The sequence below is a fragment of the Streptomyces sp. NPDC101776 genome, assembly GCF_044766845.1.
Taxonomy (GTDB): Bacteria; Actinomycetota; Actinomycetes; order Streptomycetales; family Streptomycetaceae; genus Streptomyces.
Window position 1 is genome coordinate 154,424 of sequence record NZ_JBIWMV010000012.1, and the last position, 14,745, is coordinate 169,168.

Annotated in this window: 16 protein-coding genes; 5 read left to right on the top strand and 11 right to left on the bottom strand. The window is 70.5% G+C overall.

Going from position 1 to position 14,745, the window contains the following annotated elements; all coding sequences use genetic code 11:
• Window positions 1-102: 102 nt before the first annotated feature.
• From ACIRRY_RS31745 to ACIRRY_RS31755, 3 genes are read right to left on the bottom strand one after another with little or no spacing between them, the layout of a single operon-like run.
• A complete protein-coding gene (locus ACIRRY_RS31745) occupies window positions 103-861 on the bottom strand; it encodes a DUF3710 domain-containing protein (RefSeq protein ID WP_329259203.1) in 759 nt (252 codons plus the stop codon).
• A 1-nt stretch (window position 862) separates the two neighbouring features.
• The gene (gene dut / locus ACIRRY_RS31750) at window positions 863-1,384 is read right to left on the bottom strand and encodes a dUTP diphosphatase (RefSeq protein WP_403979349.1); all 522 of its coding nucleotides are present in this window, start codon (window positions 1,382-1,384) and stop codon (window positions 863-865) included.
• Window positions 1,381-1,965 carry a PaaI family thioesterase gene (locus tag ACIRRY_RS31755; RefSeq protein WP_403979351.1) on the bottom strand — a complete coding sequence of 195 codons (585 nt, stop codon included), beginning with the start codon at window positions 1,963-1,965 and terminating at the stop codon, window positions 1,381-1,383. Before ACIRRY_RS31755 ends, dut begins: the two co-directional genes overlap by 4 nt.
• 58 nt (window positions 1,966-2,023) lie before the next feature.
• Here ACIRRY_RS31755 and ACIRRY_RS31760 point away from each other — a divergent pair, with 58 nt between their 5' ends.
• The gene (locus tag ACIRRY_RS31760; RefSeq protein WP_403979354.1) at window positions 2,024-2,488 is read left to right on the top strand and encodes a DUF3093 domain-containing protein; all 465 of its coding nucleotides are present in this window, start codon (window positions 2,024-2,026) and stop codon (window positions 2,486-2,488) included.
• 7 nt (window positions 2,489-2,495) lie between these two features.
• On the opposite strand, the gene ACIRRY_RS31765 is transcribed toward ACIRRY_RS31760, so the two are convergent.
• From ACIRRY_RS31765 to ACIRRY_RS31780, 4 genes are all read right to left on the bottom strand, one after another.
• On the bottom strand, window positions 2,496-3,413 hold the full coding sequence (locus tag ACIRRY_RS31765; protein WP_403979357.1) for a hypothetical protein: 918 nt from the start codon (window positions 3,411-3,413) through the stop codon (window positions 2,496-2,498).
• Window positions 3,414-3,426: 13 nt separating this feature from the next.
• The gene (locus tag ACIRRY_RS31770) at window positions 3,427-3,723 is read right to left on the bottom strand and encodes a DUF4193 domain-containing protein (protein ID WP_005481602.1); all 297 of its coding nucleotides are present in this window, start codon (window positions 3,721-3,723) and stop codon (window positions 3,427-3,429) included.
• Window positions 3,724-4,116: 393 nt separating this feature from the next.
• Window positions 4,117-5,367, bottom strand: a complete 1,251-nt coding sequence (locus ACIRRY_RS31775; RefSeq protein WP_403979359.1) for a sensor histidine kinase — start codon at window positions 5,365-5,367, stop codon at window positions 4,117-4,119.
• Between the two features lie 6 nt (window positions 5,368-5,373).
• Window positions 5,374-6,027 carry a response regulator transcription factor gene (locus tag ACIRRY_RS31780; RefSeq protein ID WP_010983842.1) on the bottom strand — a complete coding sequence of 218 codons (654 nt, stop codon included), beginning with the start codon at window positions 6,025-6,027 and terminating at the stop codon, window positions 5,374-5,376.
• 414 nt (window positions 6,028-6,441) lie between these two features.
• Between ACIRRY_RS31780 and ACIRRY_RS31785 the strand changes: the two genes are divergently transcribed.
• Entirely contained in the window at window positions 6,442-6,615 is a 174-nt protein-coding gene (locus tag ACIRRY_RS31785; RefSeq protein ID WP_019061061.1) for a hypothetical protein, read from the top strand.
• Between the two features lie 144 nt (window positions 6,616-6,759).
• On the opposite strand, the gene ACIRRY_RS31790 is transcribed toward ACIRRY_RS31785, so the two are convergent.
• Both ACIRRY_RS31790 and ACIRRY_RS31795 read right to left on the bottom strand, forming a co-directional pair.
• A complete protein-coding gene (locus ACIRRY_RS31790; protein ID WP_403979361.1) occupies window positions 6,760-7,575 on the bottom strand; it encodes an inositol monophosphatase family protein in 816 nt (271 codons plus the stop codon).
• An 8-nt stretch (window positions 7,576-7,583) separates the two neighbouring features.
• Complete coding sequence (locus ACIRRY_RS31795; RefSeq protein WP_403979363.1) at window positions 7,584-8,711, bottom strand: ferrochelatase; 1,128 nt, start codon at window positions 8,709-8,711, stop codon at window positions 7,584-7,586.
• A 187-nt stretch (window positions 8,712-8,898) separates the two neighbouring features.
• Between ACIRRY_RS31795 and ACIRRY_RS31800 the strand changes: the two genes are divergently transcribed.
• Window positions 8,899-10,143: an MFS transporter gene (locus ACIRRY_RS31800; RefSeq protein WP_403979364.1), complete on the top strand. Its 1,245-nt coding sequence runs from the start codon at window positions 8,899-8,901 to the stop codon at window positions 10,141-10,143.
• Window positions 10,103-11,422, top strand: coding sequence for a D-arabinono-1,4-lactone oxidase (locus tag ACIRRY_RS31805; protein ID WP_403979366.1), 1,320 nt, complete (start codon window positions 10,103-10,105; stop codon window positions 11,420-11,422). The genes ACIRRY_RS31800 and ACIRRY_RS31805 overlap by 41 nt, the downstream gene beginning before the upstream one ends.
• On the opposite strand, the gene ACIRRY_RS31810 is transcribed toward ACIRRY_RS31805, so the two are convergent.
• A complete protein-coding gene (locus ACIRRY_RS31810) occupies window positions 11,346-12,080 on the bottom strand; it encodes a hypothetical protein (protein WP_403979369.1) in 735 nt (244 codons plus the stop codon). The genes ACIRRY_RS31805 and ACIRRY_RS31810 overlap by 77 nt on opposite strands.
• Window positions 12,081-12,551: 471 nt before the next feature.
• Here ACIRRY_RS31810 and sepH point away from each other — a divergent pair, with 471 nt between their 5' ends.
• Window positions 12,552-13,577, top strand: coding sequence for a septation protein SepH (gene sepH, locus ACIRRY_RS31815; protein ID WP_403979372.1), 1,026 nt, complete (start codon window positions 12,552-12,554; stop codon window positions 13,575-13,577).
• A 78-nt stretch (window positions 13,578-13,655) separates the two neighbouring features.
• Here the strand turns inward: sepH and ACIRRY_RS31820 are convergent, their stop codons facing one another.
• Entirely contained in the window at window positions 13,656-14,507 is an 852-nt protein-coding gene (locus ACIRRY_RS31820; protein WP_403979375.1) for a sulfurtransferase, read from the bottom strand.
• Window positions 14,508-14,745: the final 238 nt, after the last annotated feature.

The following is a 14,745-nucleotide window of genomic DNA, read 5'->3' on the forward strand; positions in this document are numbered from 1 at the left end:
CATAGGTACAGACCAATGCGCCGTCAAGAGTCCGCGCACGACGAAGGGCCGCACCCCGGGAGGGGTACGACCCTTTCGTGTCTGTCTGTTCCTGCTGACCCGCTAACGGACCTCGGTGATCTCCGGTCCGCGCTGCAACTGGCCCATGCCACCGGAGAAGCGGGAACCCGCCTCCTCCTGCTGGACGCCCTCGGGAACCATCTGGGCGTCGTTCGGCAGCTTCAGGACGATCGGGTCACGGGGCGCCATCGGGCCCTCGCCGCGCACGACGACCGTGTCCCGGAAGATCTGCTCCAGCAGACCGGCCGCCTGCGGCTGCACCGCGCCCTGCCCGGAGATCACCCCGCGCAGGAACCAGCGCGAACCGTCCACACCGACGAACCGCACCACCTGGAAACCGCCCGTGCCGTCCGGCAACTGCACCGGAACCTGCGCGCGCAGCTCCCAGCCCAACGGCCCCTCGACCTCGTCAACGATGCCGCCCTGCTGGGTGATGCCGCTGGCGATCTCCTCGCGGACCTCACCCCAGATGCCCTCGCGCTTGGGAGCGGCGAAGGCCTGCAACTGGATGGCACTGTCCTTGAGGACCACGGTGGCGGCGACGATCGCGTCACCCGCGACCTCGACCCGCAGCTCCATGCCGTCGACTCCCGGCACGAACAGACCGCCCAGGTCCACCCGGCCCTCGGCGGGGTCGCCGATCTCCGAGTCGTCCCAGGGTCCGTCGGGGCGGGGCTCCGGTTCGAGCTTCACGCGCTCGACCGCTGCTTCGTCCGCCCCAGTGTCGACGTCGTCGACGACCTGCTCGGCCTCGCTCGCCGCGTCCTCGGCGGCAGTGCCCTTCTTGCGACGTCCGAACACGTCACTGTCCTTCCCGGTCGGATACGACCGAAGCGTATCGATTCCCACCCGTAGTGCCGCCCACGGCGGCGTGACCGCCGGTGGACCCGAAGCCCCCCTCGGCCCGCGCCGAACCGGGAAGCTCCGCCACCTCCTGGAAGCGGACCCTCTCGACCTGCTGGACGACCAGTTGGGCGATCCGGTCGAAGCGCTCGAACCGTACCGACTCGTACGGGTCGAGATTCACCACGATCACCTTGATCTCCCCACGGTACCCGGCATCAACCGTCCCTGGGGCATTCACCAGAGCGACACCGCAGCGGGCGGCGAGCCCCGAACGAGGGTGCACGAAAGCTGCGTACCCCTCCGGGAGCGCGATAGACACCCCCGTGGGCAGCACGGCCCGCTCCCCCGGCTTCAGTTCCCGGCTCTCGGTGGTCCGCAGATCGGCTCCCGCGTCACCGGGGTGCTCGTACGACGGAAGCGGTACGTCGGGGTCGACGCGCCGGATCAGTACGTCCAGGGGACTACGGCCACTGCTCACGGGTTCACCTCGAAGGCACGGGTACGCCGGACCTGGTCCGGGTCGTCCATGGCGGCCCGGATCTCCTGCGGGCGGCCGTTGTCGATGAAGTGGTCGACCTTCACCTCGACGAAGAGGGCGTCGGCGCGCACGGCGACGGGCCCGTCGGGAGCGCCGACGCGTCCGGTGGCGGTCGAGTAGATCTTCCGGCCGGCCACGGCCGTCACCTCGGCCTCCAGGTACAGCACGGTGTCCACGGGCACCGGCCGGACGAAGTCGGTCTCCAGCCGGCCGGTCACCGCGATCGTCCGCAGCAGCCAGTTCAGCGAGCCGAGGGTCTCGTCCAGCGCGCTGGCCAGCACTCCGCCGTGCGCGAGGCCCGGGGCGCCCTGGTGGGCGGCCCGCACGGTGAACTCGGCGGTGACGGTGACGCCCTCGCCTGCCCGCGCCTCCAGGTGCAGCCCGTGCGGCTGGTCGCCGCCACACCCGAAACACTGTTCGTAGTGCGCACCGAGCAGCTCGCCCGGCGCGGGCGCGTCAGGGTGCCGCACCGGTTTCACGGCGTCGGGCGGAGGCTCAAGAGCTGGAGAAGTACCACTCACAGCCGCAGACCTTACCCGCGCGTCGGTACGTTCCCGACACCGTGCCAAGCTTGGCTCCATGCAGCTTTCCGCCTCCCCCTACGACGAGCGCCTCACCGCCCCCCGTTCGTGGTGGTTCATCTCGTTCCTGGTGGGCGTCTCCTTCGCCCTGATCCTGCTGCCCTTCGGCACCCTGCCGCTGCTCGGCGGCCTGGTCGGCGGCACCGCGGCGGCATCCGTCATGGCCAGTTCCTACGGCTCGCTCCGCATCCGGATCGTGGGCGACCAGCTGATCGCGGGCGAGGCGAAGATCCCGGTGACGGCCCTGGGCGAGGCGGAGGTCCTGGACCCGGAGGAGGCCCGCGCCTGGCGCACCTACAAGGCCGACACCCGCGCCTTCCTGCTGCTGCGCTCGTACATCCCGCGGGCGCTGCGCGTCGAGGTCACCGACCCGGACGACCCGACGCCGTACCTGTATCTGTCGACCCGTGAGCCGGAGCGGCTGGCGGAGGCCCTGAAGACCGCCCGCGCGGCAGCCGTCTAGACCCTTTTCAGCGACCGAGTTCCTTCGGGATCTCACCCATCCGGAGCGGGTCCGGCGGCGCCTCCAGGGGCGGCAGTTCGGGCAGCGCGTCCCACGGGACCTGGGCCTTGCGCAGGTCCTTGCGGATGCGCTCGGCGAGTTTCTTGGTGTCCCGGCGGTTCATGACCGCTCCGACGGCGGCGCCGACCATGAAGGGCATCAGGTTCGGCAGGTCGCGGACCATGCGTTTCATGATCTGCTGGCGCAGTTCGCGCTTCATATGGCCGTTCAGCGCGGCGCTCATGGTCGACGGCTTGGTCACGTCGATACCGCGCTCCCCGGACCAGGAGTTCAGATACGTGGTGCTGCGCTGCCGGAGGTCGCCGGGCGGACGGACGCCGTAGACCTCGTACAGCTCGGCGATCAGCTTCAGCTCGATCGCGGCGACGCCGGTGATCTCGGCGGCCAGTTCGGTGGGCATCGCGGGCGGCACAGGCAGCATCGCCGCGGCACCGATTCCGGCACCGACCGTCGATGTCGCGTTCGCCGCGCCCGCCACGAGTTTGTCGGCGAGCTGCTCGGGGGCGAGGCCCGGGAACTGCCGCCGAAGCGCCTCGAGGTCCCGTACGGGGATCCGCGGGGCGATGTCGATGATCCGGTCGGCGAGGTACGCCAGACCGGCCCTGGCCCGGCTGCCGCCCTTACGGACGCCTTCCTTGGCCTTGTCCCGGATCACCGCCACCCGTCGTTTGGCGACGGGGGCGGCTGCGGGAACGTCGGCGGGCACCAGGAGGTCAGCCCGGTCGGCCGCCGGTTCGAGCGAGGCTGATCCCGGTTCGGATGAGCCCCGCTCGTCGTCACGCGCGCCATGAGGACCGTCTGTCGGCCCTTCGTCCGCTCCCCGCTGGAGGGAGCGGCGCTTCCAGGGTGGGGTCGAGCCAGTCACGGCCGACCCCTCCTCAGTCGCAGTCGCGGCAGATCGGCTGGCCGTTCTTCTCGCGGGCCAGCTGGCTGCGGTGGTGCACCAGGAAGCAGCTCATGCAAGTGAACTCGTCCTGCTGCTTGGGCAGCACCCGGACGGCCAGCTCTTCGTTCGAGAGGTCCGCTCCGGGCAGTTCGAGGCCCTCGGCCGCCTCGAATTCGTCGACGTCCACTGCGGAAGTCGACTTGTCGTTCCTACGCGCCTTGAGCTCTTCAAGGCTGTCCGAGTCGACGTCGTCGTCGGTCTTGCGTGGGGTGTCGTAATCCGTTGCCATGTCGCTCTCCCCCTCTGGGTGTCTGCGGTGTCTCCAGCGCACGTAACGCGTGAGAGGCCGGACTTGTGCCCGACCTGAGGCGGAGATTTTGCCTCACATCAAGGTCTGTTACTCAATCGACACCCAACCGGACCCCTCAAGAGTGATCGGCTTGGATGGCGAAGGGGACCGTACACGGTCCGAATGCCGCTCTTCAAAGGCACCTCATCGTGTACTTCCCGTGATCAAGACCCTCGAAAACCCGGATTTTCCCGGCTTTCCGACAGGGTGCATGATCACGGAGAGTGGAAGGCCCGAAAATCGCGCTTGTGATCGATCACACACAAGAATGCCGGAGAAGCGGCCAGAAAATTCCGCGCAAAGCGAACATCCTCGTGTGTCGGCGACATGATCTCAGATGGGCAGGGTGACTCGCATCACGAGTCCACCCCCCTCACGTGGCTGGGCCGAGATATGGCCACCGTGCGCCCGCGCCACGGACCGCGCGATCGACAGCCCCAGGCCCACCCCCTTGTCGCTGCCCGTCCGCTCCGTACGCAGCCGTCTGAAGGGCTCGAAGAGGTTGTCGATCTCGTACGCCGGGACCACCGGACCCGTGTTCGAGACGACCAGCACCGCGTGGCCGTGCTGGACCTCGGTGGTGACCTCGACCCAGCCGTCCTCGGGCACGTTGTAGCGCACCGCGTTCTGCACCAGGTTCAGGGCGATCCGCTCCAGCAGGACGCCGTTGCCCTGGACGACCGCGGGTTTCTGCTCGCCGCGGATCACCACGCCCTTGGCGGCCGCCTCGCCGTGCACCTGGTCGACGGCCTGCTCGGCGACCTCGGCGAGGTCCACGGGCTTGCGCTCGACGATCTGGTTGTCACTGCGGGCGAGCAGCAGCAGACCCTCCACGAGCTGCTCGCTGCGCTCGTTGGTGGCCAGCAGCGTCTTGCCGAGCTGCTGCAGCTCCATGGGGGCGCCCGGGTCGGACAGATGCACTTCCAGGAGCGTGCGGTTGATCGCGAGAGGTGTCCTCAGCTCGTGCGACGCGTTCCCGACGAAGCGCTGCTGTGCGGTGAAGGCTCGCTGCAGCCGCTCCAGCATCTCGTCGAAGGTGTCCGCGAGTTCCTTCAGCTCGTCGTCCGGGCCGTCCAGCTCGATCCGGCGGGACAGGTCCGAGCCGGCCACCGCGCGGGCGGTGCGGGTGATCCGGCCGAGCGGGGACAGCACCCGGCCGGCCATCGCGTACCCGAAGGCGAAGGCGATGATCGCCAGCCCCAGCAGGGCCAGCAGCGAGCGGCTGAGGAGGTTGTCCAGGGCCGCCTGCCGCTGGTGGTCGATGCACTCGCTGATCGCGGCGTTGAACTGGCCCAGCGGGATGTTGCTCGCGTTGTTCACCGCGGAGCAGCTGTCGCTGGTCACCTTGATCGAGTCGCCGTCGACGATCTTGAACAGCGGTTCGTTGCCCGTGTTCAGCGCCTGCGCGGCGAGCAGGTAGATGATCGACAGCAGCAGGATGCCGGCGATCAGGAACATGCCGCCGTACAGCAGCGTGAGCCTTATGCGGATGGTGGGGCGCAGCCAGGGGAACGGCGGTTCGGGCCTTCTGGGGTCCCACGTGGGCTTCGGGGGCGCCTGGGGAGGCGCGGGGGTCGTGGCCACAGTGGATCAGATCCGGTATCCGGAACCGGGGACGGTGACGATGACCGGGGGCTCGCCGAGCTTGCGGCGCAGTGTCATGACCGTCACACGCACGACGTTGGTGAACGGGTCCGTGTTCTCGTCCCAGGCCTTCTCCAGGAGCTGCTCCGCGGAGACGACGGCGCCCTCGCTGCGCAGCAGCACCTCCAGGACGGCGAACTCCTTGGGCGCGAGCTGGACTTCCTTGCCGTCGCGGAACACCTCGCGGCGGTTCGGGTCCAGCTTGATGCCGGCGCGCTCCAGGACGGGCGGCAGCGGCACGCTCGTCCGTCGGCCGAGGGCACGCACGCGGGCCGTCAGCTCGCTGAACGCGAAGGGCTTGGGCAGATAGTCGTCGGCGCCGATCTCCAGGCCCTCGACACGGTCGCTGACGTCGCCGGACGCGGTGAGCATCAGCACGCGCGTGGGCATGCCGAGCTCGACGATCTTGCGGCAGACGTCGTCCCCGTGCACGAGCGGCAGGTCGCGGTCGAGAACGACCACGTCGTAGTCGTTGACGCCGATGCGCTCCAGGGCGGCCGCACCGTCGTACACGACGTCGACGGCCATGGCCTCCCGGCGCAGTCCGGTGGCCACCGCATCGGCGAGCAGTTGCTCGTCCTCGACGACGAGTACGCGCACGTCGCTTGTCCTTCCTCTGTCCACCCGCGTAGCGCGCCTGGGCGCACGCGGGCAGGGTCTTCGTGGCTGTGTGACCTCCATCCTGCCCTTTTCGGCCATAAGTCGGCTGTAAGGCGGCCGGGCGCAAGATGAAGGTCGGGTATGAGGCCCGGGAATGCGGGATTTTCTCGGTGGGTTGAGGTTTCTACGGAAGGGAGCGGGGGGAGGACGGCTTTACACCCCGCGATCACGCTCTGCACGTGGCAAGCCACCTTGTGGTACGTCCAACCGCTTCCGCAGAGCGGGCGTGGGTGTCCGGCACCGTCGCCGCCCAGCCAGGGCAGCGCTGGGCACCCCATCCGCAGACGTGATCGCCCCTTCCCACGGCACACCCCCGTGCCACCCGACCCACGACCCAGGACGAGGGGGCGCAGCATGGACGCATTCACCGCAGGACTTCTGCAGCGCATAAGGGCGACCGAGACCGACCTGACGCGGGCTCGTGACGAGGGCGACGACTTCCTCGTCGAGGTGGAACAGGCCGAGCTCGACGACCTGCGCCGCCTGGCCGCCGACCACGGTGTGGAGGTCGGCGCGACGAGCGTCTGATCAGTGCAGCCAGCAGGACAGCAGGACCCCGGCGAATCCAGCGCCGGGGTCCTGCTGCTTTTGGTTCTTCGCCTCGGGGGCACCTGGGCCAGTTTGGCGGGCCCTGACCGTTGGTGAGGATGTGCGCGGTTGGTTTGGTGAGGGTCAGTCGTGCCAGGCGCCGAAATCCTCCAACAGCCGCTGGAGGGGCTCGAAGACGCCAGGGGTGCCCGCGATCGCCAGATCACGTGCGGGGCGCTCTCCCGGCCGTCCACCGGTCAACGCGCCCGCCTCACGGGCGATCAGGTCCCCCGCAGCCAGGTCCCACGGGTTCAACCCCCGCTCGTAGAAGCCGTCCAGGCGCCCCGCGGCCACATCGCACAGGTCGACCGCCGCCGAGCCGCCCCGCCGGATGTCCCGCAGCAGCGGGATCAACTTCTGCGCCACGTCGGCCTGATGGGCACGGACCTCGGTGACGTAGTTGAACCCGGTCGAGACCAGCGCCTGCTCCAGGGGCGGCGCGGGCCGGCACGCGAGCCTGCGTTCGCCCTCCCACGCGCCCGTGGCCCACGCCCCGCCGCCGGGCACCGCGTGGAACGTCTCGCCGCGCATCGGGACCGCGACGACCCCGGCGACGGTCTCGCCGTACAGCTCGGCCGCGATGGAGACGGACCAAGTGGGCAGTCCGTAGAGGTAGTTGACCGTGCCGTCGAGCGGGTCGATGACCCAGCGGACACCGCTGGTGCCCGTGACGGAGGCGCCCTCCTCGCCCAGGAAGCCGTCGTCCGGGCGCTGTTCGGAGATCAGGTCGGTGATCAGCTTCTCGGCCGCGATGTCCATCTCGGTGACGACGTCGATGGGGCTGGACTTCGTGGCGGCGACCGCGAGGTCGGCCGGGCGGCCGTCCCGCAGCAGGGCGCCGGCCTTGTGGGCGGCCTCCTGGGCGAGTGCGAGCAGTTCCTGGTGCAGGGGGTCGGTCACGGCGCTCCTCAGGCGTAGGGACTGTCGGCGCCCGCGGCGGCGGGACGCGGGGCACGGGCCGGGCAGCAGCCCACCGGGCAGAGGTTGTGGCCGGCGCCGAGGGTGCCCAGGGCGCAGGGTGTGACCTGGCGCCCGCTCTCGACGGCGGCGCGCTCCAGGACCAGCTCGCGGACCGCGGCGGCGAAGCGCGGATCGTCGCCCACGGTGGCCGACCTGCGTACGGGCAGGCCCAGTTCCCCGGCCCTGGCCTTGGCCTCCGTGTCGAGGTCGTAGAGGACCTCCATGTGGTCGGAGACGAAGCCGATGGGTGCCATGACGACCGCGGGGACGCCGGCCGCGTGGCGCTCCTCCAGGTGGTCGCAGATGTCGGGCTCCAGCCACGGGATGTGCGGGGCGCCGGAGCGGGACTGGTAGACGAGCTGCCAGGGGTGGTCGACGCCGGTGCGCTCGCGGACGGCGTCGGCGATCAGCCGGGCCACGTCCAGGTGCTCCTCGACGTACGCCCCGCCGTCTCCGTGGTCCTCGGCCGGGCCGGAGCTGTCCGCGGCGGCGGTCGGGATGGAGTGGGTCGAGAAGGCGAGGTGCGCGCCGTCCCGGACGTCCTCGGGGAGGTCGGCGAGGGACGCGACGACACCGTCGATCATCGGCTCCAGGAAGCCGGGGTGGTTGAAGTAGTGGCGCAACTTGTCGACCTCGGGGAGGTCGAGGCCTTCGGCCTGGAGGGCGGCCAGGGAGTCCGCGAGGTTCTCGCGGTACTGGCGGCAGCCCGAGTACGAGGCGTAGGCGCTGGTGGCGAGGACCAGGATGCGGCGGTGGCCGTCGGCGACCATCTCGCGCAGGGTGTCCGTGAGGTAAGGGGCCCAGTTGCGGTTGCCCCAGTAGACCGGCAGGTCCAGGCCGTGCTCCGCGAAGTCCTTGCGGAGGGCGTCCAGGAGGGCACGGTTCTGGTCGTTGATCGGACTGACCCCGCCGAACAGGAAGTAGTGCTGCCCCACTTCCTTGAGGCGTTCCTTGGGGATGCCTCGCCCACACGTCACGTTCTCCAGGAACGGAACCACGTCGTCCGGGCCCTCGGGTCCGCCGAACGAGAGCAGGAGCAGGGCGTCGTAGGGGGTGGCATCGAGCACGTCTGGCATGTGTTCGATCCTGCCACCCGGCACTGACAGGCGGGACACGGAGGGGGCCGGACCGGGATCCCGGGGCCCCGGACGGGTGCGTCGAGGTCACCTCACTCGTAAGCTGTATCAGCCGCATTCGCACCTTACCCAGCCGTCGCCCCATCACCGCCGAGCCGCCACCGCGCCTGTACGACCGGAGACACCCGTGCCCAGCCCCTATCGCGCCCTGTTCGCCGCACCCGGCTCCAAGGGCTTCTCCGCCGCGGGGTTCCTCGGCCGTATGCCGCTGTCGATGATGGGCATCGGCGTGGTCACGATGATCTCCCAGATCAACGGGCGCTACGGGCTCGCGGGCGCACTGTCGGCCACCATCGCGCTGGCCGCCGCCGCGATCGGGCCGCGGATCTCGCGCTGGGTGGACCAGTACGGGCAGCGGCGGGTGCTGCGTCCGGCGACGTTCGTCGCGCTGGCCGCGGCGGCCGGGCTGCTGCTGGCCGCCCGCTTCGAGTGGCCGGACTGGGCGCTGTTCGTGTGCGCCGCCGGGATCGGCTCGGTGCCGAGCCTGGGGGCGATGGTCCGCGCGCGCTGGGCGGCCGTGTACCGGGGCACCCCGCACCTGCACACCGCGTACTCCCTGGAGTCCGTGATCGACGAGGTGTGCTTCATCTTCGGGCCGATCCTCTCCATCGGGCTGTCCACGGCGTGGTTCCCGGAGGCCGGTCCTCTGCTGGCCGCCTGCTTCCTGGCGGTCGGTGTCTTCTGGCTGACCGCCCAGCGCGCCACCGAGCCCGCGCCGCACCCGCGCGTGCGGGGCGTCGACGGCGGCGGCTCGGCGCTGCGGGCTGCCGGTCTCCAGGTGTTGGTGGCCACCTTCGTGGCGACCGGGGCGATCTTCGGGGCGGTCGATGTCGTCACCGTCGCGTTCGCCGACGAGCAGGGCCACAAGGGCGGCGCCAGCGTGGTGCTCGCCCTGTACGCGGCGGGCTCCTGCGCGGCGGGCGTCGTGTTCGGGCTGCTGCGCTTCCGTGGAGCCCCGGAACGTCGGTGGCTGCTGGGCATATGCGCGATGGCCGTGAGTATGATCCCCCTCCTACTGGTCGGAAACTTGCTGCTTCTGGCCGTGGCGCTGTTCCTTGCGGGCCTGTCCATCGCACCCACGATGATCACGACGATGTCCCTCATAGAAGAGCACGTACCTCGCGCGAAGCTCACCGAGGGCATGACCTGGGTGAGCACCGGCCTGGCGGTCGGGGTCGCGCTCGGCTCCTCCGTCGCCGGCTGGGTGATCGACGCGGTCGGCGCGCGTGCCGGGTACGGGGTGCCGGTCGTCGCCGGTGCCGTCGCGGTCGCGGTGGGTTTCCTCGGGTACCGCCGGCTCAGCAGACCGGCGCCGGGTCGTGGAGGCACCGTTGAGCACCACAGCGAGCGCGAAGAACGGCACGTGGCGTAACTGGGGCGGCACGGTCGCGTCCCGTCCCGCGCGGGAGGTCACGCCCGCCTCCGTCGAGGAACTGGCCGCGGCAGTGCGGAGGGCCGGTGAGGACGGGCTGACGGTGAAGGCCGTCGGCTCCGGGCACTCCTTCACGTCGATCGCCGCCACGGACGGTGTGTTGATCCGCCCTCAGCTGTTGACCGGCATCCGCAACATTGATCGCGATGCCTTGACGGTCACGGTCGAGGCGGGCACCCCGCTCAAGAGACTCAACCTGGCTCTCGCGCGCGAGGGTCTGTCGCTCACGAACATGGGCGACATCATGGAGCAGACGGTCTCCGGCGCGATCAGCACCGGAACGCACGGCACCGGCCGCGAGTCGGCGTCGATAGCCGCCCAGATCAGGGGCCTTGAGCTGGTCACGGCGGACGGCTCGGTGCTCACCTGCTCCGAGAAGGAGAACCCGGATGTGTTCGCGGCCGCCCGGATAGGCCTCGGCGCCCTGGGTGTCGTCACGGCGATCACGTTCGCCGTGGAGCCCGTCTTCCTGCTCACGGCCCGCGAGGAGCCGATGACCTTCGACGAGGTCACCGGACGCTTCGACGAACTCTGGGCGGAGAACGAGCACTTCGAGTTCTACTGGTTCCCGCACACCGGCAGCACCAACACCAAGCGCAACAACCGCAGCGCCGGCCCGGAACAGCCCGTGAGGCCGGTCGCCGGCTGGTTCGAGGACGAGTTCCTCTCCAACGGCGTGTTCCAGGTGGCCCAGTGGGTCGGCCGCGCGGTGCCGGGGACGGTGCCCACGATCGCGCAGGTCTCCAGCAAGGCACTGTCCGCGCGGACCTATACCGACATCCCGTACAAGGTCTTCACCTCTCCGCGGCGGGTGCGCTTCGTGGAGATGGAGTACGCCGTACCGCGCGAGGCCGTCGTCGAGACCCTGCGCGAGCTGAGGGCCATGGTCGACCGCTCGGACCTGAGGATCAGCTTCCCCGTAGAGGTGCGCACCGCCCCCGCCGACGACATCACGCTCTCCACGGCCTCCGGGCGCGACAGCGCCTACATCGCCGTGCACATGTTCAAGGGCACGCCCTATCAGGCGTACTTCACCGCCGCCGAGCGCATCCTCACCGCGCACGAGGGCCGGCCGCACTGGGGCAAGGTGCACACCCGGGACGCCGAGTACTTCGCCGGGGTCTACCCGCGCTTCGGCGAGTTCACGGCGCTGCGGGATCGGCTGGATCCTGATCGCCGGTTCCAGAACGACTACTTGCGGAGGGTGCTGGGTCAGTAGCCGACGCGCTGGGCGAAGCGGTCGGCGTACCGCCGTCGCCCGAAGTGCTGGGCGTCGGCGCGGGACCGGCCGTCGTACCGCCGCTGTCGGAGGCTGTGCCGTCGTCGGTCGGGCCGGACGGGGTCTCCGGGTCGGCCGACGAGTCGTTCGGGGAGCCGGACGGCGAATCGGCCGGACTCGGGCCGTCGTCACCGGACTTCGGGGACGAGGACGTGTCGTGTCCCGTGACGGCGGCGCTGACCGTGGTCCCCTTGCCGCCGCTGAAGCTGTCGCCGGACACCAGCTCGTACACGGTGATCCCGGTCATGGTCACCCCGAAGACGAGGGCCGCGGCGAGCACCGGGCGCTTCCAACTGCCCACCCGCGCGCGGTAGACGGTGCCTTCCGTGAACTCCCCCGGGCGCGCGGGTGGTTGCCCCGGCTCCTTGGACGTGACGGTGGCCTCCCGGAGCTGAGCGCCGGTCCGGCTGAAGAAGTGCTGGAAGACGGAGCCTCCGGAGGTGGCGATCGCGCTCACGACGCCGGCGCCGAGGATCGTGCCGTAGACCCCGAAGTAGGAGGCGAGTTTGGCGGCCACCACCGCCGCCACCGCACTGCCGGCGACTTGAGGGACGCTCAGTTCGATCCGCTTCTTGCTGACATCGGGCCTTGCACGCATTCCGGGACCTAGCCTCGCTTTCTCGCATCTGATCAACTATCTGTACGACAAAGGGACGTACGGCCGAAACCGATAGTTCCGTTTCCGGCCATTGCGTGAAGTACGCCACTTTCAAGATCGCCCGAGCCCCGCTCCAGGCCGCCAAGTCCCGCCCCCCACAAGAAGTTGGGCGGCGTGCCAATCCACGCGCGTGGTCCAAATGGAGTACTGTTGCGAGCCCTGGGTCAGGCCTCCCGCCAGGGCGTCCGCGGCCTTATTGGACCGCCCCGAAGGGGCCAGTTGCACAGGGTGACGTAGTTGGTCACTTAGCGTTGCGAATAGGTAACCGTGCCATAACGGCGAGTCCGGGCCCGTGCCCGACACGCCGGGCAACTCGGCAAGGTTGTGGCAGGCTGCACCCGGGCAGGCCACACTCGACTAGCGGAAGCAGCGACGCACGTGACGTCGGCAGGCACCACCCGGGAGGTCCCCATGCCCGAACTGCGTGTCGTGGCCGTCTCTAACGACGGCACACGGCTGGTGCTGAAGGCTGCGGACAGCACGGAGTACACGCTTCCGATTGATGAGCGTCTGCGCGCCGCGGTCCGCGGCGACCGTCCCCGCCTCGGCCAGATCGAGATCGAGGTGGAGAGCCATCTCCGCCCCCGAGACATTCAGGCACGCATACGTGCCGGCGCCTCTGCCGAAGAGGTCGCTTCGCTCGCCGGCATCCCCGTCGACCGGGTGCGCCGCTTCGAGGGCCCTGTCCTCGCGGAGCGCGCCTTCATGGCCGAGCGGGCCCGGAAGACCCCTGTCCGCCGCCCCGGTGAGAACGCGGGACCCCAGCTCGGCGAGGCCGTCCAGGAGCGCCTGACGCTGCGCGGTGCCGAGAAGGACACCGTCCAGTGGGACTCCTGGCGCCGCGACGACGGCACCTGGGAGGTCCTGCTGGTCTACCGGGTCGCGGGCGAACCGCACTCGGCGAGCTGGACGTACGACCCGCCCCGGCGGCTCGTCCAGGCCGTCGACGACGAGGCGCGCTCGCTGATCGGCGAGTCCGACGACCTCGCCATCACACCCGAGCCCAGCTTCCCGTTCGTCCCGCGGATCGCCCGGCTGCCCCGCGACCGCCCGCTGGACCGTGCCCTGGAGCGCCCGGAGCGTCCCGCGCTGCCGTCGCCCGAGCCGGTCGAGGAGAGCGAGCGCGACTCGCTGACCAGCCTCCTGGAGGCGGTGCCGAGCTTCCGCGGCGACATGGTGGTCCCCGAGCGCCCCTCGGAGCCCCCGGAGGAGCCTGCCGTCGAACCGGAGGCGGAGGAGCCCCCGGCACCCGCGGCCTCGGCCGGTTCGGCCTACGCGGACGTGCTCATGCCCCGTTCGGTCGGCGCCCACCGCGACCGGCTCATCGGCTCGACCGACCGCCAGGCCGAGGCGGACGGCGTCCGTCCGGGCCGTAGAGCGGCCGTTCCGAGCTGGGACGAGATCGTGTTCGGGACCCGAAGGAAGAAGCAGGACTAGTCCTTCACAAGAAGTTCGTCGTACGACGAGGAGGGCCCGGGCCGGTTTCGGTCGCGGGCCCTCCTCGTCGTACGGCCGCTACTGCGGGTCGGGGCCGACGGCGACCGGTCGCTCCGGGTCCGAGGACCACTCCGACCAGGAGCCGACGTACAGCCCGGCCGGAATGCCGGCCACCGCGAGCGCCAGTACCTCGTGGGCCCCCGAGACGCCCGAGCCGCAGTACACGCCGACGGCCGTGCCCTCCGCGGCGCCCAGGGACTTGAAGCGGGCGGCGAGTTCCTCGGCCGGGAGGAAGCGGCCGTCCGCGCCCACGTTCTCGTTGGTCGGCGCGGACAGCGCCCCCGGGATGTGGCCGCCGACCCGGTCGATCGGCTCCACCTCGCCCCGGTAACGCTGTCCCGCGCGGGCGTCGAGCAAGACCCCGCCGCGGGCCAGCGCGGCGGCTCCGTCCGCGTCCAGGAGGGCCACGGCGCCCGGTTCCGGCGTGAAGTCGCCCTCGGCCGGCGTCGCTGCGGCCGTCTCCGGAGACCCCTCCCAGGAGGGAAGGCCGCCGTCGAGCACCCGCACGTCCGGGTGACCCGTCCAGCGCAACAGCCACCACGCGCGTGCCGCCGCCCAGCCCTGGCCGCCGTCGTACACAACCACCGGCCGGCCGGTCGAGACGCCCGCGCGGCGCATCGCGGCGCCGAAGCGCTCGGTGTCGGGGAGGGGGTGGCGGCCGTTGGTGCCGGGGGCCGAGGCGAGTTCCTGATCGAGGTCTACGTAGACGGCGCCCGGGATGTGCCCGGCCGCGTACTCGGCGCGGCCGTCGAAGGACGGCTCACCTGCGGCCTTCGGGACGCTGAGCTGCCAGCGGACGTCGAGCAGGACCGGCGGGTTCGTCCCGGCGAGTTCGCTCGCCAGTTCGGATACGGAGATGATGGCGTTCATGGCCACCATCCTTGCGCAAGGGGTGGCCGCCGCGTCCAGGTGCGACTACTCTGCTCGGCCGGACAGCCTCGATCACGAGGCGTACGGGAACGAGCACATGCTGTGCAACCGATGGACACCCCTCGGCAATCGCCCGGAAACGGACGAGTGGCCGCAGATCGACCATCCTCTCCACGTGAGCCGCCCGACGACGGCGCGGCCGGGGCGCGGTGCGTCACGGGGGGTGCGAGCATCGGCA

Coding starts and splice junctions, on each gene's coding strand:
- ACIRRY_RS31820 (WP_403979375.1), bottom strand. CDS start 14,507: ATGAACGCCATCATCTCCGTATCCGAACTGGCGAGCGAACTCGCCGGG.
- ACIRRY_RS31770 (WP_005481602.1), bottom strand. CDS start 3,723: ATGGCAACGGATTACGACACCCCACGCAAGACCGACGACGACGTCGAC.
- ACIRRY_RS31795 (WP_403979363.1), bottom strand. CDS start 8,711: ATGCCAGACGTGCTCGATGCCACCCCCTACGACGCCCTGCTCCTGCTC.
- ACIRRY_RS31785 (WP_019061061.1), top strand. CDS start 6,442: ATGGACGCATTCACCGCAGGACTTCTGCAGCGCATAAGGGCGACCGAG.
- sepH (WP_403979372.1), top strand. CDS start 12,552: ATGCCCGAACTGCGTGTCGTGGCCGTCTCTAACGACGGCACACGGCTG.
- ACIRRY_RS31810 (WP_403979369.1), bottom strand. CDS start 12,080: ATGCGTGCAAGGCCCGATGTCAGCAAGAAGCGGATCGAACTGAGCGTC.
- ACIRRY_RS31760 (WP_403979354.1), top strand. CDS start 2,024: ATGCAGCTTTCCGCCTCCCCCTACGACGAGCGCCTCACCGCCCCCCGT.